Source organism: Pelagerythrobacter marensis (assembly GCF_036700095.1).
Taxonomy (GTDB): Bacteria; Pseudomonadota; Alphaproteobacteria; order Sphingomonadales; family Sphingomonadaceae; genus Pelagerythrobacter; species Pelagerythrobacter marensis_A.
This window is the reverse complement of sequence record NZ_CP144918.1, coordinates 2065975-2085529: the sequence shown is the minus strand read 5'-3', so window position 1 is coordinate 2085529 and position 19555 is coordinate 2065975. Positions and strand designations below refer to the sequence as shown.

The 19555-nt window shown below is 67.5% G+C and carries 14 protein-coding genes; 8 read left to right on the top strand and 6 right to left on the bottom strand.

The window, feature by feature from the left end:
• Positions 1 to 65 precede the first annotated feature (65 nt).
• The 8 genes from mgtE (at position 66) to V5F89_RS09795 (ending at position 11127) form a co-directional block, all read left to right on the top strand.
• A complete protein-coding gene (gene mgtE / locus V5F89_RS09830) occupies positions 66 to 1514 on the top strand; it encodes a magnesium transporter (protein WP_338445473.1) in 1449 nt (482 codons plus the stop codon).
• A gap of 42 nt (positions 1515 to 1556) precedes the next feature.
• Positions 1557 to 1952 carry a DUF1489 domain-containing protein gene (locus V5F89_RS09825; protein WP_338445472.1) on the top strand — a complete coding sequence of 132 codons (396 nt, stop codon included), beginning with the start codon at positions 1557 to 1559 and terminating at the stop codon, positions 1950 to 1952.
• Positions 1953 to 2075: 123 nt separating this feature from the next.
• Positions 2076 to 3845: a methyl-accepting chemotaxis protein gene (locus V5F89_RS09820; RefSeq protein WP_338445471.1), complete on the top strand. Its 1770-nt coding sequence runs from the start codon at positions 2076 to 2078 to the stop codon at positions 3843 to 3845.
• 56 nt (positions 3846 to 3901) lie between these two features.
• Positions 3902 to 4147: a hypothetical protein gene (locus V5F89_RS09815; RefSeq protein ID WP_338445470.1), complete on the top strand. Its 246-nt coding sequence runs from the start codon at positions 3902 to 3904 to the stop codon at positions 4145 to 4147.
• A gap of 184 nt (positions 4148 to 4331) precedes the next feature.
• Complete coding sequence (locus V5F89_RS09810) at positions 4332 to 4928, top strand: TetR/AcrR family transcriptional regulator (protein ID WP_338445469.1); 597 nt, start codon at positions 4332 to 4334, stop codon at positions 4926 to 4928.
• A 283-nt stretch (positions 4929 to 5211) separates the two neighbouring features.
• A complete protein-coding gene (locus V5F89_RS09805) occupies positions 5212 to 6477 on the top strand; it encodes an efflux RND transporter periplasmic adaptor subunit (RefSeq protein ID WP_338445468.1) in 1266 nt (421 codons plus the stop codon).
• 49 nt (positions 6478 to 6526) lie between these two features.
• A complete protein-coding gene (locus V5F89_RS09800; protein ID WP_338445467.1) occupies positions 6527 to 9712 on the top strand; it encodes a multidrug efflux RND transporter permease subunit in 3186 nt (1061 codons plus the stop codon).
• Between the two features lie 8 nt (positions 9713 to 9720).
• Positions 9721 to 11127: an efflux transporter outer membrane subunit gene (locus V5F89_RS09795; RefSeq protein WP_338445466.1), complete on the top strand. Its 1407-nt coding sequence runs from the start codon at positions 9721 to 9723 to the stop codon at positions 11125 to 11127.
• A 58-nt stretch (positions 11128 to 11185) separates the two neighbouring features.
• On the opposite strand, the gene V5F89_RS09790 is transcribed toward V5F89_RS09795, so the two are convergent.
• Genes V5F89_RS09790 through V5F89_RS09765 form a run of 6 tightly spaced genes read right to left on the bottom strand, consistent with a single transcriptional unit; the run spans position 11186 to position 19483 of the window.
• Positions 11186 to 12382 carry a dipeptidase gene (locus V5F89_RS09790; RefSeq protein ID WP_338445465.1) on the bottom strand — a complete coding sequence of 399 codons (1197 nt, stop codon included), beginning with the start codon at positions 12380 to 12382 and terminating at the stop codon, positions 11186 to 11188.
• Complete coding sequence (locus V5F89_RS09785) at positions 12379 to 13956, bottom strand: serine hydrolase (RefSeq protein WP_338445464.1); 1578 nt, start codon at positions 13954 to 13956, stop codon at positions 12379 to 12381. Before V5F89_RS09785 ends, V5F89_RS09790 begins: the two co-directional genes overlap by 4 nt.
• Positions 13953 to 15092, bottom strand: a complete 1140-nt coding sequence (locus V5F89_RS09780; RefSeq protein ID WP_338445463.1) for a hypothetical protein — start codon at positions 15090 to 15092, stop codon at positions 13953 to 13955. Before V5F89_RS09780 ends, V5F89_RS09785 begins: the two co-directional genes overlap by 4 nt.
• Positions 15089 to 16129, bottom strand: a complete 1041-nt coding sequence (locus V5F89_RS09775; protein WP_338445462.1) for a DUF1611 domain-containing protein — start codon at positions 16127 to 16129, stop codon at positions 15089 to 15091. The genes V5F89_RS09780 and V5F89_RS09775 overlap by 4 nt, the downstream gene beginning before the upstream one ends.
• Before the next feature lie 20 nt (positions 16130 to 16149).
• Entirely contained in the window at positions 16150 to 18336 is a 2187-nt protein-coding gene (locus V5F89_RS09770; protein ID WP_338445461.1) for a TonB-dependent receptor, read from the bottom strand.
• A 4-nt stretch (positions 18337 to 18340) separates the two neighbouring features.
• Complete coding sequence (locus V5F89_RS09765) at positions 18341 to 19483, bottom strand: dipeptidase (protein ID WP_338445460.1); 1143 nt, start codon at positions 19481 to 19483, stop codon at positions 18341 to 18343.
• Positions 19484 to 19555: the final 72 nt, after the last annotated feature.

The window sequence follows — 19555 nt, the reverse complement described above, 5'->3', positions numbered from 1 at the left end:
ACCTCGCGCGCAAAGTCACCCCGCCGCGCGCTTGCTTTTGCCTGTCCGGGCCGTAGAGCGAAGGCATGGCGGAGGATACGCGCGAGGACGAAACCATTCTGGCCGATCCGCTGCCGGCGGAGGATGGCGCGCACCCCGACGACAGGGTGGACGACGAGCGCCACGACGAGGAGAACCGGCTGAAGCCCGACTTCGTGCGGGCGGTCCGCGACGCACTGGAAAACGGCGACGACACGGCCGCCTACAACCTGGTCGAGCCGTTGCACCCGGCGGACATCGCCGACCTTCTCGAACTGCTCGAACGCGACGAACGCCGCGAACTGGCGGCGGCAATCACCGACCTGATGAGTTCGGAGGTTATCGCCGAACTCAACGACTATGTCCGCGAGGACATGATGGAGGCCCTGCCCCCAGACGCGGTGGCCGCCATCGCCGAACAGCTCGAAACCGACGATGCGGTCCAGCTGATCGAAGACCTCGGCCCGGCGGAACAGCGCGCGGTGCTCGACGCGCTGGACGCCGAAGATCGCGCGGCGATCGAAAGCGCGCTCGCTTACCCGGAGGAAACCGCCGGGCGCCTGATGAGCCGCGATTTCGTGGCCGTGCCCGAACATATGACCGTGGGCGACCTGATCGATTTCCTGCGCGAGGAAGGCAACCTTGCCAACGATTTCTGGGAAGTCTTCGTGGTCGATCATGCGCATCACCCGGTCGGGTCCTGCGCCTTGAGCTGGATCTTGCGCACGCCGCGCTCGGTGGCGCTGACCGACGTGATGAAGCGCGACCAGACGCTGATCCCGGTGACGATGGATCAGGAGGAAGTCGCGCTGATGTTCCAGAAATACGCGCTGATCTCGGCCGCGGTGGTCGATGCCAACGGGCGACTGGTCGGGCAGATGACAGTGGACGACGTGGTTCACATCATCTCGGAAGAGGCGGGCGAGGACGTGCTGCTGCTTTCCGGTGCCGGCGACGGCGACATCAACGAACCGATCCGCGACGCCTATACCGCGCGCGTGCGCTGGCTGATCGCCAATCTCGGCACCGCGCTCGTCGCCAGCTTCATCATCGCGATGTTCGGCGCGGCGATCGAGGAAATGGTGGCGCTGGCCGTGCTGATGCCGATCGTCGCCAGCATCGGCGGCAACGCGGGCACGCAGACAATGGCCGTCACCGTGCGCGCGATCGCCGTGAATCAGCTTACCCAGGCCAATACCGGGCGCATATTGTGGCGCGAGATGCGCGTGGCGCTGCTGAACGGGACCACCATCGCGGTCCTGGTCGGCCTCGCCACCGCGTTGATCTTCGCACCGAAACTCGGCGCGGTGATCGCGGCGGCCATGGTGATCAATATCGTGGTGGCCGGGCTGGCCGGAGTGCTGGTGCCGGTCATCTTCGAGCGGCTGAAGCAGGACCCGGCAGTGGCCAGCTCCGTGTTCGTCACGATGATCACCGATTCGATGGGCTTCCTCGCCTTTCTCGGCCTCGCGGTCGCCAGCGGCCTTACCGGGTGACGGCTTGAGGCTGCGCGCCGGAAAGCCCATATCGCGGGCGCCATGCCGCTGCACATGACCAAGATCGCCTATCGCTCCAAGAGCCTCGACACCCTGCGCGCCTGGGTCGAGCGGGGGCCGGAAGCGCATATGACCACCCGTTACCTGCCCAAGCGGCATGAAGAGATGGTGGGCGGTTCGCTCTACTGGATCATGGACCATGCGCTCGTGGCGCGCAGCGAGATCCTGGGGTTCGAGAAGCGGGCGGAGGACGGGCGCTGGACGATCCGCCTTGCGCCCCGGCTGATCCGGGTCGAGCCGCGCCCGAAGCGCGCGCATCAGGGCTGGCGCTACCTGGCCGAGGAAGACACCCCGCGCGATCTCGCCGAGGGGGAGGATCACGGCGACGTGCTCCCCGGCAAGATGATGAACAGACTGATCCGGCTCGGCCTGGTCTGACGGCGCGCCCGAGGCGCCAAGCGTGACCAAATGGTTAACGCCAGCGTCATACTGCGGCAAAATTGGCCGGCCATGGGGCTGCGGCCGGTCGCTCGAACCGGGCCGCAAACCAGGATCGCCGCCTTGCTCAAGACTCCCGGCCTCTGGGCCTCCGACAATGCCGCGTCCGCCGGCTCGCCACCGGCAAGCGCCCTGCGCGCGATCTGGACCCGTGCGACCGGCACGATCGCCGGGCGAATCCGCCTGTTCGCGCTGTTCTTCGTCGCGCTGCTGGTCGCGCTCGGCATCCTGCTCGGAGCGGCCTTCTACCAGCTTACCGTCAGCAACGACGACGCATCGGTCTCTGCCCGCGGCTCGCTGGCGGCGGCGGAACTTACCACTGCCATCGCGGAAAGCCGCTATCACTCGGCCCGCTACGCGGTCACCGGCGATCCCGAGGAAATCGCCCGCGCCCGCCAGACCCTCGCCAACGCGCGCCACCGGCTGACCGAAACGCGCGACGGTGCAGGCGATATCGGCGCGGAAAGCGTCGAGGCGATTTCCTGGCTCGACGTACAGGTCGACGGGTTCGAAGCCGAGCTGGACGCGCTGGAAAGCTCGATCGCCGCCTATGGTCCGTCGGACAGCGCGGTCGGGCTGGCCGCCGCGATCGACGTCAGCGGCACGCTGCTGGCCGATCAGGCGCGCGACGTCGAAGCCACCCTGGCGGCCCGCACGCGCGAGGCGCATACCCGGCTCGCGGGGCTCAACCGTACGCTGACCGCCCTGGTGATCGCGCTGATCGCCGGGTGCGTGGTGCTGGCGCTGGTCGGCGCCCGCTTCCTGGTGCGGCAGGTCGCCGGGGCGATCCGGGAGATCACCGGATCGATGAGCCGGCTCGCCGCAGGCGACCAGGCGGTCGCGATCCCCGGGGCGACGCGCGGCGACGAAATCGGCGAGATGGCGCGCGCGCTGGCCGTATTTCGCGAAAGCTCGCGCAAGCTTTCGGCCTTGCAGAAAGAGGCGGCCCGCCGGTCGGAGGAAAAGCTCGCCGCGCGCGACCGCCAGGCGGAGATCCTGCGCGATCTCGCCACCCGCTTCGAACAGACGGTGGGCGAAGTCGTCGGCGGAATTGCCGCCGCGTCCAAGCAGCTCGAAGGCGCCGCGGGCGAAATGGCGCGCTCCGCCGAACAGGCGGCAAGCCATGTCGACGGGGTGGCCGGTTCGATGGAAGAGGCCAGCCGCGGGGTCGCGATGGCGGCGGCGACCGGCGACCAGTTCGCCTCCTCGATCCGCGAGATCGGCGAACAGGCGGCCGGCTCGGCAGAACGCGCGCGCCACTCGCGCGGGTCGGTCGACGCCGTCGATGCGACGACGGGGGAGCTGTCGCAGGCCGCGGGCCAGATCGGCGAGATCGTCAGCCTGATCGATTCCATCGCCGAGCAGACCAATATCCTCGCGCTCAACGCCACGATCGAGGCCAGCCGGGCGGGACAGGTCGGAGCGGGCTTCGCGGTGGTCGCCAACGAGATCAAGGATCTGGCGAAGCGGACGCGCGAATCGACCGGCGAAATCGCCGGACAGGTCGCCGCGGTGCAGCAGGCGAGCACCGCCAATATCGGCGCCTTGCGCGAAATCGGCGACCACGTGCGCAACGTCGAAGCGAACGCCAGCGCAATCGCGCAGGCGGTGGAGGAGCAGGGAAATGCCAGCCGCGACCTGGCCCACAACCTCGACCTGGCCGCCCGCGGCACCGACCGGATTCGCGTCAGCCTGGACCGGGTTCGCGGCATGGTCCGCACCACGGACCGCTCGGCCGAACAGATGCTAGCTGCCGCCGGCGATCTCCACCGCCAGGCCGAGACACTGCGCGAACAGGTCGACGACTTCCTCGCCTACGTCCGCCGCGCGTGAACGCGCCGGAACGCCCGGCGCCCCCGCACCGTTGACGAGGGAGAAGGAGATCGACCATGACCCAGCGCCAGTCGCGCCATCCCGACAACGAACTGATCGACGAACTGACCGAGGACAAAACCCCTTCGCAGCAAAGCTCCGCCGGGGGCGAGATCAACCGCCGGGTCGGCAAGCGGGGCGAAGAAGCCCGCGCGACCGACCCCGACAACCGCGAACCCGTCGTCGGCTCCGACAATCCGGCAGAGGACGCGAAAAAGGGCCCGAAAACCCGCGCCGCAATCCAGCGGGATCGCCGGAGCTGAGGCCCGCCGGCGCAAGGCCCCGGGCGGCCTTCGGCGCGCCCGGATCGGCCGTAGCGAAGCGGAGCGGCGCAGTCGCTGCACATCCTGCCGCGCCGCATTTCGACGACAGACCCGCTCTCCGCAGAGCGGACGGCGAACCCCGCCCCTCTGGACTTCCGGGCCTTGACATTCCATACCGTGCGATATGGAAAAACTTGCTGTCAGAGGTCGCCCGCGCGAGTTCGATCCAGACGAGGCGCTTGCCAGTGCGCTGCGCGTCTTCTGGACGAAAGGCTACGACGGAGCGTCGCTGACCGACCTGACCGAAGCGATGGGTATCACCCGCCCGAGCCTCTATGCCGCGTTCGGCAACAAGGAGGCGTTGTTCAAGCGGGCGCTCGATCTCTACCAGGCCGAGAAGCTTGCCTATGTGCAAAGCGCGCTCGAAGCTCCGACCGCTCGCGGCGTGGCCGAGCGTATGCTGGACGGCACGATCGACAACATTACCAGCGAATGCCCCGGCTGCCTGGGCGTGATCGCGACGGTCAGTTGCAGCAATCAGGATTCGCCCATCCGCGACGACGTATACGCCCGCGTCCAGTCCGCCCGCTGTGCGATCGTCGATCGGATGCAGCGCGCGATCGACGAGGGCGACTTCACCATTCCGGTCGAGGCGGAAGCGATGACCCGCTACCTGCTCGCCCTGCTGCAAGGCATCTCCGTCCAGGCAGGCTCGGGCGCGAGTCGAGACGAGCTGGAAAGCGTGGCACAGGCCGCTCTGGCGATCTGGCCGGGACGCTAAATTCCTGAAAATGCTGCACTGCAAGAAAAGATATCGAGCGGTATAAAACTATCGCTTGACCTGAACCCCAGATTACATACTTATCGGTACAGAACTTAGCGGGCCGGCTTTGCCGGGGGCTGCCATGCCTCCGCGCGGCTGTTCCGCGACATACTTCTGCCATCCACGCCCGCAAGCCGGGCCTCTGACCGCTCGACCTTTCACGCCTCCCGGGTTCGCTTCCGGGAACGACCGCGTGTGCCCGCAAGGGACGCGCAGACGTGCAGACTTTGAGGACCGCCAGATGAACGAACTCACCCCCATCGCACTGACGCAACGCGACGAAACCGAAGCGGCGGGCCATTCCGGGAAATCGCCCTGGCGCCGCCGGCTTGCCTGGCTCGGCCCGCTCCTGATCGCGGTGGTCCTTGCATGGTACTTGCTGCGCGGCGACAGCGCGCCCGCCGCGGCGGCCCCGCCGCCCGTCGTCACCGTGGCTGCACCGCTGCAGCACGAAATAACCGAATGGGACGAATACATCGGCCGGTTCGAGGCGAGCCGCAGCGTCGAGCTGCGCCCGCGCGTCTCGGGCGAGATCGTGGCCGTGCATTTCCGCGACGGGCAGATCGTGCGCAAGGGGCAGCCGCTGTTCACGATCGACCCGCGCCCCTATCGCGCCGCCTTGGCCGAGGCGCAGGCAGGCGTCGCCACGGCACGGAGCGATCTGGCGCTGGCCCGCACCGAGCTGGAGCGCGCGCGCCGCCTGATCGACGACGATGCCGTCGCCCGGAGCGAGATCGACGCGCTGGAAGCGCGGGTCACGGCCTCGCGCGCGGCGCTGGCCGCTGCTCAGGCGCGGGTGCGTTCGCGCAGCCTCGACGTGGAATTCACCACCGTACGCGCCCCGATCACCGGGCGCGTTTCCGACCGGCGTGTCGATCCCGGCAATCTCGTCGCCGCAGGGGACGGACCGTCGGCGACGCTGCTGACCACGATCAACGCGACCGACCCCCTCTACTTCGCGTTCAACGGGTCGGAAGGCCTGTTCCTCGAAGCGCGGCGCAAAGGGCGCGAGCGCGGCGCGCAGGTCGACATCCGGCTGCAGGACGAGGCCGACTATACCTGGCACGGCACGCTCGACTTCACCGACAACGGGCTCGATCCCCAATCCGGCACGATCCGTGCGCGGGCCGTGGTGCGCAATCCCGACAACTTCCTCGCCCCCGGCATGTTCGGCAATATGCGCATGGCGGGCGGAGGGACGGAGCGGGCGCTCCTGATCCCCGAAACCGCGATCCAGAGCGATCAGACGCGCAAGCTGGTCCTGGTGGTCGCCGAAGACGGAACGGTCGCCGCCAAGGAGGTCGAACTCGGCCCGGTGATCGACGGCCTGCGCGTAATCCGCAGCGGTCTGTCGCCAAGCGACCGCGTCGTCATCAAGGGCACGCAGATGGCGATGCCGGGCGGCAAGGTCACTGCGCGGAACGGGCGGATCGATCCGCCCGCCCGGACCGAGCCCGAGGCCGGCGTCGCCGGCGCCCCTCCCGGTGCGGCGACGCTCGCCGGTTGACGCCTCTCACCCCTTCCCTGCCCTCGATCGATTTCACCAGGAGGCCGCAATGCGCCTGTCCCGCTTCTTCATCGACCGGCCGATCTTCGCCGGGGTGATCGCCGTCATCATCACGCTGATCGGTGCGATCTCGTACTTCTTCCTGCCGGTCTCCCAATATCCGGAGGTCGTGCCGCCCACCGTCACGGTGACGGCAACCTACCCCGGCGCCTCGGCCGAGACGGTGGCGGAAACCGTCGCCAACCCGATCGAGCAGGAGATCAACGGGGTCGACGGCATGCTTTACCTCTCGAGCCAGTCGACCGGCGACGGGCGGGTGACGATCACCGTCACGTTCGAGCAGGGCACCGACCTCGACGAGGCGCAGGTGCTGGTGCAGAACCGCGTCGCCATCGCGGAACCGCGCCTGCCGGAAGAAGTGCGGCGCCTCGGCATCGTCACCCGCAAGACGACGCCAGACTTCCTGCTGATCGTCAACCTGATCTCGCCCGACGGATCGCTCAGCCGCGAATACATGTCGAACTACGCGCAGACCCGGATCAAGGACCGGCTCGCGCGGATCGAAGGCGTGGGCGACGTGCAGCTCTTCGGCAGCCGCGAGCTGGCCATGCGGATCTGGATCGACCCCGGCCGCGCGGCGGCGCTCAACCTGACAGCGGACGACATCGTGTCGGCCCTGCGCGCGCAGAACGTGCAGGTCGCCGCCGGCATCCTCGGCCAGCAGCCGAGCCCCGACAGCGCCTTCCAGCTCAACGTCGAGACGCAGGGGCGCTTCACCGACCCGGCGCAGTTCGGGAACGTCGTGATCCGCACCGATGCCGATGGGCGGCAGGTGCGCGTGCGCGATGTCGCCCGGGTGGAGATCGGCGCGCAGGACTACAGCACGTCGGCGTTCCTGAACGACAACGAGTCCGTCATCGTCCCGGTCCTGCAAGAGCCGGGCTCCAACGCGCTCGCCTCGGCCGAAATCGTGAAGGAAACGATGGACGAACTGGCCGCCGATTTCCCCGCCGGCCTCGAATACCGCATCGTCTACAACCCGACCGAGTTCATCCAGCAGTCGGTCGACGCCGTGGTGCACACCCTGCTCGAAGCGGTCGTTCTGGTCGTGCTGGTGATCGTGGTGTTCCTGCAGAAATGGCGCGCCTCGCTGATTCCGGTGCTGGCGATCCCGGTCTCGCTGATCGGCACGTTCGCAGTGCTGGCGGCGCTCGGATATTCGCTCAACAATCTCTCGCTATTCGGCCTGGTCCTGGCGATCGGCATCGTGGTCGACGACGCCATCGTGGTGGTCGAGAACGTCGAGCGCAATCTGGAGGCGGGCATGTCCCCGCTGCAGGCCGCGCGCACCTCGATGGACGAAGTGGGGGCGGCGCTGGTCGCGATCGTGCTGGTGCTCTGCGCCGTGTTCGTGCCGACGCTGTTCATCGGCGGGCTGTCGGGCGCATTCTACCAGCAGTTCGCGGTGACGATTTCGGCGGCGACGGTGATCTCGCTGATCGTTTCTCTGACGCTCTCGCCTGCGCTCTCCGCCCTGCTGCTGCGTCCGCACCGGTCCGCCCCCGAAGGCGCCCGCTGGCGCCGGGCGATCGAGCGCGCCGGCGACGCCTTCAATCGCGCCTTCGACCGGTTCGGCGAAAGCTACGGCCGGTGGACGGCGCGACTGGTCGCCATGCCCCGGCGCATGATGGCCGCCTATGCCGGCCTGATCGCGCTGACCGGCGCCGCGCTGTGGATAACGCCGACCGGCTTCGTTCCGCAGCAGGACCAGGCCTATTTCCTGACCGTGGTGCAGTTGCCCGCAGGCTCCGCGACTTCGCGCACCGAAGCGGTAATGAAGAAAGTCGCCGATCGCGTGCTGCCGATCGACGGGATCGACGGCGTGGTCATGCTCTCGGGCTTCGACGGCACGTCCGAGACGCAGTCCGCCAGCTCCGCCGCCGCCTACTGGGTGCTCGACGACTTCAGCGAGCGCGCGGACAAGGGGCAGACGGTCGACGCGCTGATCGCCGAAGCGCAGAAAGCGACTGCCGACATCGACGAGGCGCGCCTGATGATCGTCAAGCCGCCGGTGATCCGCGGCATCGGCTCGGCCGGCGGTTTCCGCATGATGGTGGAGGACAAGAACGGCCAAGGCTATCGCGAGCTGGAAAGGGTCGCCCAGGAAGTCATCGCGAAGGCGAACGAGCAGGAGGGGCTCGCCGGCGTCTACACCTTCTTCGAGACCGGGACGCCGCGCGTGCGCGCCGATATCGACCGTGACAAGGCGCAGATCCTGGGCGTTTCCCCGGCCAGCATCTTCAACACGCTGCAGGTCTATCTCGGCTCGGCCTTCATCAACGACTTCAACCTGCTGGGCCGCACCTATCGGGTCACCGCGCAGGCCGACGCGCCGTTCCGCGACAATCCGGCGGACATCGCCAACCTGCACACCCGCTCCGCCAACGGCGCGATGGTGCCGCTGGGATCGGTCGCGACGCTGAGCGACACGACCGGGCCTTATCGGGTGACGCGCTACAATCTCGCCCCGGCGGTCGCCGTCGATGGCGACACGGCGCCCGGCTTCTCCACCGGCCAGTCGCTCGAAACGATGGAGGCGGTCGCCGCCGAGGCGCTGTCGCGCGGGTACGACTTCGAATGGACGGGCATCGCCTACCAGCAGAAGTTCGCCGGCAACACCGCGGCACTGGTCTTCGCGCTCGCGGTGCTGCTCGTCTTCCTCGTGCTCGCGGCGCAATACGAAAGCCTGGTCATGCCGCTCGCGATCATCCTGATCGTTCCGATGTGCATCCTGGCGGCGATGATCGGGGTGAACCTGAGAGGCATGGACAACAACGTGCTGACGCAGATCGGGCTGGTCGTGCTGATCGCGCTGGCGGCGAAGAACGCGATCCTGATCGTCGAATTCGCCCGCCAGGGCGAGGAGCAGGACGGGCTTTCCCCCGCGCAGGCCGCGGTTCAGGCCGCGAAGACCCGCCTGCGTCCGATCCTGATGACCAGCTTTGCGTTCATCCTCGGCTCGGTGCCGCTGGTGATCGCGACCGGGGCGGGCGCCGAGCTGCGGCAGGCGCTGGGAACGGCGGTGTGCTTCGGCATGCTGGGCGTGACCGGCTTCGGCCTGATCTTCACCCCGACCTTCTACGTCGTCTGCCGCGCCCTGGGCGATCGCATCGCCCGCCTGCGCGGCAGCGCCAGTCACAGCAACGGCGACCACGCGCCGCAACCTGCCGAATAGGTGCCAAGATGAAGTTCCGTTCCCTTGCTCTCTCGACCCTGTCCGCGCTCGCCCTTTCGGGGTGCGCGGCGGGGCCGGACTACGCGCTCAGTCCCCCTATTCCCGCGTCATCCGGCCCCTTCCTTTCCGCCGACGATCCGGCATTCGCGCCCGCCCCCCTGCCCGCCGACTGGTGGCGGCTCTACGACGATCCGGTGCTCGATTCGCTGGTGCAGGATGCGCTCCGCGCGAACACCGAGGTTCGTCAGGCGCTCGCCCGCATCGAACGGGCGCGGGCGGGCCTGCGCGGTGCGCGCGGCGACCGCCTGCCGCAAACCGCTCTCGGTGCCGGCGCGAACTATGGTCGCGTGCCCGAAAGCCAGGTCCCGGCCGGGGCCGAGCGGGAGAGCTGGTCCTACGACGCCGGAATCGACATCGCTTACGAAGTGGACTTGTTCGGTCGGGTCGGCCGCGGGATCGAGGCCGCGCAGGCGGATCTGGCCGCGAGCGAAGCCGACGCCGATGCCGTGCGAGTCATGGTGGTCGCCGAAACGACGCGCGCCTATGCCGATGCCGCGGCAAGCGCCGCCCGGTTGCGGGTCGCGCGCGAGATCGTCGCGCTGCTCGATCAGTCGCTCGCGCTGACCGGCAAGCGCCACGAGGCCGGGCTCGAAAGCGGGCTCGCCGTGGCGCGTATCGCAACGTTGCGGGACCAGCGCGCGGCAGACATTCCCGCGCTGGAAGCGGCGCGTTCCGCCGCCCTGTTCCGTCTCGCGACCCTGACCGGCCGCGCCCCGGCCGACCTGCCGCCGATCGCCGGCGAACGCAGCATCGTGCTGGAGATCGCAAGGCCGATCCCGGTGGGGGACGGCGCCGCCCTTCTCGCCCGCCGCCCCGACATTCGCGCGGCAGAGCGGCGCCTTGCCGCCAACACGGCGCGGATCGGGGTGGCCACGGCCGACCTCTATCCGCGCATCACCCTGGGCGGTTCGATCGGCTCGACCGGACCCGACATCGGCGACATTCTGACCGGCGGCCCGCTGCGCTGGCTGGCCGGCACTCTGCTCAGCTGGTCCTTTGCCAACCAGGAGGCCATCCGGGCGCGGATCGGCATGGCGGAGGCCGATACGCAAGGTTCGCTCGCCGCGTTCGACGGCGCGGTCCTGAACGCGCTGGAGGAAACCGAAACGGCGCTGTCCAACTATGCCCGGGCGATCGAACGCCGCAAGACGCTGCAGGCGGCGGGCGAACAGGCCGAACGGGCCGCGCGCATCGTCCGCGCGCAGCAGCGCGAAGGCGCCATCAATTCGCTCGAGCGGCTCGACGCGGAGCGAACGCTGGCGGACATCAGAGCCCAGCTTGCCGCGCAGGATGCGGAAATCTCGCGCGCGCAGATCGACGTCTTCCGCGCACTCGGCGGGGGCTGGACGACGTAGTGAGGCGCGAACACTCGCGGGAAAACGGGCCTGGCCCAATGCCCGGACACTGCTTCGGCTATTCCCCGGGGTTTGCGCCTTGCGCGGCGAGAACGCGCAGCACGTTGCCGCTCCACATCTTTTCGATATCGGCATCGGAATAGCCGGCAGCCTTGAGCCTTGCGGTCACTTTGGGCAGCGCCGAAATGTCCTCGATCCCGGCAAGGCCGCCGCCGCCGTCCCAATCGGCACCGAAGCAGATATGGTCCACCCCGCCGACCTCGATCGCGCGCAGGACCATCGCCATATAGTCTTCGAAATCGGCGGCCCACATCGGTTCGACCTTGTCGAGTTCGCGCCAGCGGCGGGTCAGTTCGGCCTGCTCGTCGGGCGACATCGCGCCGATCCGCTCGTACTGCCCGAACAGCTCGGCGCGTGCGGGGGACATGTTCATCTCCGACATGAAGATCGTCGAGATGCACATCGCACCGCCTTTCGCCGCGAGCTTGCGGAGCCTCCCCTCGTCGAGATTGCGCGGGTGGTCGTAGGCCGAGCGCAGGCTCGAATGCGAAAGGATGATCGGATACTTCGACAGTTCCAGAAGCTGGTCGAACGCGGCGTCCGACGAATGGCTGGCGTCGATCACGATGCCGAGCCGGTTCATCTCGGCCACCCACTCCTTGCCGAGCGGGCTGAGGCCGTTCCAGCGCGCTTCCCCGGTCGCGGAATCGGCGAACTGGTTGGTCGCCGAATGCACCGGCCCCGCCATGCGCACGCCCTTGTCGTAGAATTCCTGCAGCAGCGAGAGGTCTTCGCCGAGCGGGTAGCTGTTCTCGATCGCCTTGAACGCGATCAGCTTGCCTTCGCCATTCAGCCGGCGCGCGTCCTCCGCGGTGAGCGCGGGGGCGATAGCATCGCCATGCTTCGCGATAACACTGTCGATCAGATCCGACCGCTCGCGCGCGAACGCCAGCGCATCGGCATAGCCTTCCGGCGTCAACGGACCCTGCTCGGTGTAGATGACGAAGAACCCGCCATCGAGCGCGCCGTCCTTCATCCGCGGAATGTCGAGCTGGACGAGGTCGCTCGCCAACTGGTGCCGGTCGGCGAAGGTCCACCCTTCGCGCTCGAAATGGAGCGGCGTGTCGAGATGGGTGTCGAGCACCAGCATATCCGCATGAACCGACGCGGGCTCGGCGGTTTTCTCCTCGCCTACGACCGAGCAGGACGCGAGCGCCGTGGCGGCGAGCAGCAGCAGCAGGACAGGCTTCTTCATTTCTCTTCCTCCACAGGCTTCAGGTCGAGATCGTGATAATCCCAGCTGAAGTCGGCGATGACGCTCACCGGCTTCATCGTGGCACCCGTCACCTTGCCGTCCGCGTCGAGCGCGAAGGTGACATAAGCCGGCTCGATCGCCGGATCGTCGAATTCGGTGACGAAGCTGTCGTATTGCCAATGCTTCAGGCGCCCGGCCATGTCCGGTGTCGTGGTGAAGTCGATCGTCAGCCCTTCGGCCCCCATATCGATCACCACGTCCCCGTACCAAGCATCGCGATACCGCCCGGTATAGCGCGCAATATCGAGCGACGGGCCGACATCGACCGGAGCGGCTTTCGCCTGCTCGAGGTATTCCTTGCCGCCCTGCAGCCGCGCTTCGAACCAGTCCTGCCACTTGGTCGTCCAGTCGAAATCCCGCTGGTCGAGGTAGTGGTCGAGCAGGTCGTAAGTCAGGCCGAGGAGCATTCCGCTGTCTTCGCTGTTCATCATGATCGCGAAGCCGACGTTGCGCTCCGGGATCATCACCACCCGCGTGATCGAACCGAACACCCCGCCGCCGTGCTGGATGATGCGATGCCCGCGATAGTCCTGCACCTGCCAACCGAGCGCATAGGCCTGGTAAGTCGGCTGGGCAGGCTTGAGGATCTCGGGCAGTTCGGTGATCGGTATCGGCGTCACCGGCGCCCACATCTCCCGCGCCTGTTCCTCGCTGAACAACCGGCCACCGCCCGGCAGAGCCCCGTGCGCGAGCTGGATCTTCAGCCATGCCGTCATGTCCTCCGCACTCAGCGCGAGCCCGCCGGCGGGTGCGGCGTTGCGGCCGAGTTCGTCACGCTCGTCGAGCACCTCCTGCGGACCGAGGCCGCGCAGGGCGCCGGACAGGCGCGCGTGGGGCCACGATCGGTTGGCTGTGCGGAAGCGGTCCGCGCTGTCGCTGGTCGCGTTCTTCATGCCGCCGGGGCGCAGGACACGGTCGCGCATGAAGACTTCCCACGTCTGGCCGGTAACCTCCTCGATCAACTGCCCGGCCACGACGTAGAGGATATTGTCGTAGGCGTAGGCGGAACGGAAGCTCGTCTTCGGCTCGAGGAAAGCCACGCGCTCGACCGTCTCGCGGCGGGTGAGGCTGCTGCGGGGCACGAACAGCAGGTCCCCCTGCCCGAGGCCCAGCCCGCTGCGATGGACGAGCAGGTCGCGGATCGTGATTTTGCGCGTAACCCACGGGTCGTACATGCGGAACCAGGGCATGTGTTCGATGACGGCGTCGTCCCATGCGATCCTGCCCTCGTCGACGAGGATCGCCAGCGCGGCGGCGGTCATGGCCTTGCCGGTCGATCCGGTCTGGAACAGCGTCTCGGCATCGACCCGAGCGGGTTCGCCGAGCTTGCGCGCGCCCCAACCGCGCGCAAGCGTCGTCTTTCCGTTTTCGACTATCGCAATAGACACACCGACCGCGCCGATCTCCTGCCGCAGCGCCTCGACACTGTCACCGATGTCGGCCGGCGGTTCGGCTATCGCCGGCACCGAGAAGAGCAGCAGGAACGAGAGGGCAAGCAGGCGAGCGTGGCTCATGACGATACCTCCGGTCGGGGGTCGCGGCCTCCACGCAGGAGGCGGAAGGTGCCGATGCCGAGCAGGGGCACGACGAAGACGGCGAGAAACAGCCACGCAAGAAAGCGATAGCCGCTGGCGATCAGGTCCACGAGGCCGACGCGGGCCGCAACGAACATGCACGCGCCGAGAATTGCCGTACCGATCAGCGCACGTGCCGTCGGCCCGGGAGTCTGGCGGCCGCGCGCCTGAAAGGCGCCCACGATACGCTCGTTCACCGCATGGAGCGCGCCCACACCGCTTTCGAGCAGGGCGGTGAAGATCATCACCTGGAACAGGACCTGAAAACCCGGAACCTCCATCTCCCTGAGGAGGAAGTCGGACGGTAACGTCTCGTCGCCTATGGCGGGATAGAAGGCCATCATCGCGACGAAGAAGAGGATCGCGGGCAGCATCGTCAGCGGGCCCGCCACGGCCCCGGCGATCAGCGCATCGCGCCGGCTCGTCAGGTGCCGCAGGATCGGCAGGATCACCACCGCGCCGACGATGTTATAGCTCGCATATGTCACGCCGCCCGCCATCCAGCCGCCCGAAGGAGCGGGCGCGGCGGCGAAGCTTTCGCCGATCAGGTCGCCGAAGGCGGTCAGGGCGAAGGCGATGAACAGTGCGTAGACCGCGTAGATCAGCATCGAGGCGTATTTGAACAAGCGCTCGACCGCGGTGGTGCCGAAGGCCGTCGTCACCAGGATCGCCGCCGCCAGCAGGATCGATCCGGCCGGTTCGGGCCAGCCGAACGTCGCCGCGCCGATTGCCCCGGCCGCAGCCCCGAAGACGGCGAGGATCAGGACGACGAAGATCAGATAGGCGATCTCGAACAACCCCCAGGCCGGGCCGAGCAGTTCCTTGAAGAAGCTGCGATAATCGTAAGCGTTCATCGCTCGCGCGAACGCGAACGTCAGGGCAGCGACGACGCTCCAGATCAGCGTCGCCAGCAGCATCCCGGCCAGCCCGCCCCAGGGCCCGGCCGGCACGAAATACTCGGCCAGCTCGCGCCCCGTGGCGTAACCGCCGCCGATGATGACCGCCTTGAGCGCGAAGCCGGGCAGCAGGAAGCGCTGGAACCAGTTCCCCCCGCCAACCGCCCCGCCCGCGCTCATGCGAGGCAGCTATCGACGAGTTCGGCGAAGGCATCGCCTCCGCGGATCGGGTCGGCGACCGGAATGTTGAGCCGTTCGCGCTCCGTTGCTATCGACGCCGCCGCTTCCTCCGCCCCCATGCTCGAGGTGTTGAGGCTTACCCCGCCGCAGCGGATCGCAGGGTTGGTCCGGCTGCCGAGGCGGATCGTGAGATCGACCACCTCCTCGATCGAGGGCAAGGCGAAGTCCTCCATGCCCAGGATCACCTTGCGCGTGGGATCGTGGCAGACGACGAAGACATCGGGCTGGCTGCCGTGCAGCAGGCCAAGCGAGACCGCGGCATAGGCCGGGTTGAAGATCGAGCCCTGTCCCTCGATCACATCCCAGTGATCGGCGGGCGCGTCGGGGCTCAGGATCTCGGCCGCGCCCGATTCGAAATCGGACACGACCGCATCCATCGGAATGCCTCCGCCCGCGATCATGATACCGGTCTGGCCCGTCGCGCGGAAGTCGGCATCGATCCCCCGCTCCAGGAAAGCCCGGTGCAGCGCGAGCGCGGTATATTTCTTGCCCAGCGCGCAATCTGTGCCGACGGTAAGCAGCCGCTTGCCGCTGCGCTTGCGCCCGGTGCCGACAGGGAGACCCGCCGGCGGGCGACGCACGTCGATCAGCCGGCAGCCAGTACGCCGCGCCGCATCGGCCAGCGCCGGGATGCTGTCGAGCCGGACGTGAAGCCCGCTGACAATATCGAGGCCTGCGTCCATCGCTTCGAGCAGCGCGGCGATCCACCGCTCGCCGATCACCCCGCCCTGGTTGGCAACGCCGATCACCAGCGAGCGTGCACCGGCCCCGCGCGCCTCGGCCGGCGTCATGCGCGGCAGCCCGGTCGACACGGCGCACCCGTCCACTCCGAATTCGCCGACGCAGCGGTCGGCCGCCCAGTCGGCGAGACCGAACGCGGTCTTGGCAAAGCTCGGCTCGGTCGTATCGCCGAGGAACAGCAGATAGGGCTGCGGCAGCACCATAGTATCGGTCAGGCTGCCGATCGGGGCGTTCATCCGGTTCACTCCCCTGCCCGTCAGAAAGACATGTCGACCGCAAGGCCGATCGTGCGGGGTTGCAGCGGCGAGATCGCCAGGAAGCTCGGCTGATTGAGCCCGTCGGCCATCGTCGTCCGCGCCATCTCCCCTTCGTTGTCGAGCAGATTGCGGGCATAGGCGCGCAATGTCCAATGGTCGTCGAACGTCACCGAGGCGTTGAGGTCCACCGAAGTATACGGCCTCGCCCTTGCCACCAACGGATCGCTCTCCACGAGCGACAGGCGGCTGCCGGCATGGCGGACGCCGACGCCGAAGCTCCCGGTACTGGATGCGCCGAGCGCGAACTCGTAATCGGCACGCACCGCGCCGCTGAACTTGGGTACCGCGGGCAGGCGGTCGCCGCCCATACCGCTGATTTCGGGCACGTCCTCGCTCAGGGTTGCGTCGGTATAGCTGCCGGTCGCGCTGATCGTCAGGCCGGGAGAGGGGCGCAGCGCTATACTGCCTTCGAAGCCCTTGCTGGTCGCCCTGCCCCCGTTCGCACCGCCGGAAACGCCCCCGAAAGCGCGCGTTACCTGGATATCGGTCCAGTCCATCCAGAAGGCGGCGACGTCGATCGCGATCATGCGGTCGGCAAGGTCCCCCTTGAAGCCGATCTCGTAGTTGGTCATGCGGTCGGCGTCGACGCTGGGGGGCACGTTGGGGACGATGACGTTGGGGCCGCCCGGGCGATAGCCGGTGGCCACGCGCCCATAGAGCATCGCATTCTCGTTCAGGTGGATTTGCGGACTGACCGAGAAAGTCCACACGCTTTCGGCCGATTCGCCGGGATCGTCCGCACTCGGCACGATCGCCCCCTCGCTGATCTGGCGGAAGGTCTGCTCGTTGCGCGCCCAGCGCAGGCCTGCGGTGATGTCGAACATGTCGCTGAACTTGTAGGTGGCGTTGCCGAACACCGCATATTCCTTGTAAGTCGCAGGCAGGGCGACTGTCGCAAGCGGATCGAGCGGTGCGATCGGATTGCCGTCCATATCGAATGACCGGACGAGCTGGATGTTGCTGGTCGTCTCGTCGGTGAAGAAGCCGCCGATCATCCATTCGAAGCGCTCGCCGGTCGGCGATGCGAGCCGCACTTCCTGGGTCCACTTCTCGAGTCCCAGGTCGAGCGCGAACGGGGTGATCCCCGGATCGATCGCGCCGCCCGTGAGCAGCGGGAAGAGCACGCCGAAAGCGTAGCTCGCGTCCTGCACCTGCCGGCTCTGCGTCTCGCTGTACGTGGTTGCCGAGGTCAGGGTGACCGGCCCGAAGTCGTAGTCGATCGTCGCCGAGTAGTAGTCGAGGTCGATATCGAAGGATTCGGGGACGAAATTGTTGAACGATCGTCCGTCACCCACTCGGTTACCGTCGAGATCGGCGGCGTAGAGCGCATTGCCGTCGGAATCGAGCGACTGCCAGATGCCAGCCAGCTTGACGCTGAGCCGGGGCGTCGGCTGCCACAGCAGGGCAACGCGGCCGCCGCGCTGCTCGTAATCGTTCTGATCCTCGAGCGCGGGGTTGTTTACGCTGTCGACCCAGCCCGGCGTGCTGCGCCAGGCAAAGCTGCCGCTGACCGCCAGCTTGTCCTCGACGATCGGCACGTTGACCAGCGTCTGCGCGCCCCAGCCGAGCCGGTCGCCGCCCTTGACGCTGAAACCTTCGACCCCGCCCCGGACCCGGAACTCGCGCGTGTCGGGCTGCACGGTCACGTATTTGACAAGACCGCCGATCGAACTGGCGCCGTAAAGCGTGCCCTGCGGTCCCTTGAGCACTTCGACCCGTTCGAGATCGTAAGGCATCAGGTCGATGGTGAAGGCCCCGGCGCGATTGTAGATTGCGCTGGATCCGACCGGTGCATCGTCGAGATAGACGCCAACCGTCTGCGCGGACGAGATCGGCGCGACACCGCGCAGCGTGATGGTCGTCTGGCCCGGGGTCCCGCTGTTGCTGACCTGCATGCCGGGCACGTAACCGGCATAATCGACCAGCGAGGCCGCGCCCTGTTCCTGCAGCTCCTCGCCGCCGACGACGCTGATCGAGATCGGCACGTCCTGCAGGTTTTGCGTCCGCTTCTGCGCGGTGACGACGATTTCGCCCGTTTCGAATGACACGGGATCGTCTTGCGCCTGCGCCGGCATCGCCACCGCAAACGCGAGCACGCTTCCTGCAATCCAGCGATTCTGCTGCATCGTCCTACCCCCACACTTGTGCGAGCAGCCGGCGGAAGTTCCCGCCGAGCACTGCCCGGATGTTGTCGTTGGAATAACCGCGGCGGATCAGTTCCTCGGTCAGATCGAAGATCTTGCGAGGATGATCGAAGCCGTCGATGTCGATCTTGTCGCGGAAGCCGTAGCTGCCCTTGTAGCTTGCCTTCAGCGCCTCATACTCTTCAGGCACCATGTCGTCGTAGCCATGGAGGTCGGCGTCGGACCCGATGCCGACATGCTCGATGCCGACCAGCTTTGCGACATGGTCGATGTGGTCGACCATGTCGCCCACGTTGGTCGGATCGATCGCGCGAATGAACATCCGCACGCCGGTAATGCCCATCACGCCGCCCTTGGCCGCGAGTGCCCGGATCGCCTCGTCGGTCTTGCCCCGGGGGTGATCGACCAGGGCGCGGGCGTTGCTGTGCGTGATCGCGATCGGCCCTTGCGCGATATCGATCGCGTCCAGCGTCGTCCGGTCGCCGCAATGCGATACGTCGACCAGCATGCCGGCCGCTTCCATCGCGGCGATGATCGCTGCCCCGAAATCGCTGATCCCGCCATCGACCCGCTCGGTGCTGCCCGATCCGATCCGGTTCTGGCTGTTGTAGGTAAGCTGCGCGCACCGCAGGCCGAGGCGCCGGAACCGCGCGACATCCTCCACCGTCTCGAACTGATCGGCGTTCTGGATGCCCATGATGACCGCGCACTTGCCTTCGGCCTTGGCGCGGTCGAGATCGTCGGCGCGGCCCGCGAGAGTGAAGACCTGGCTGTTGCGGCCGACGAAGCCCTGCCACCCGGCCAGGTATTCGAACGCCTGTACCCGCGCGTCCGGCCCGCCGAGGCCGAATGCGTGGTGAAAGCCGGTGATGCCGCTCGCGCGGAACTCGGCCGCTTCGGCATCGGTCAACCGATGGGCGAGATAGGCCGGATTCATGGTAATCTTGAGCGGCGCGAGCATGTCGATGACGAGAGTCTCGGCCACGAGGTCGAGCGCCCGACGCGAATAGGTCCGCCCCGGCACGCCGGAGAAGGCGAACGCCCCCTTGTTGACCATCGGTGCGGCCAGGGCCGCGCCGACCGCGCCGGCAATGACCGCGCGCCGCGTCGCGGGGAATGAGCGTATCATTCCAGCCTCCCTCAAATTATTTCATTTTTCAGACTATTTGTCCTGAATAGAGAATTGTCAACCCATTTAGGA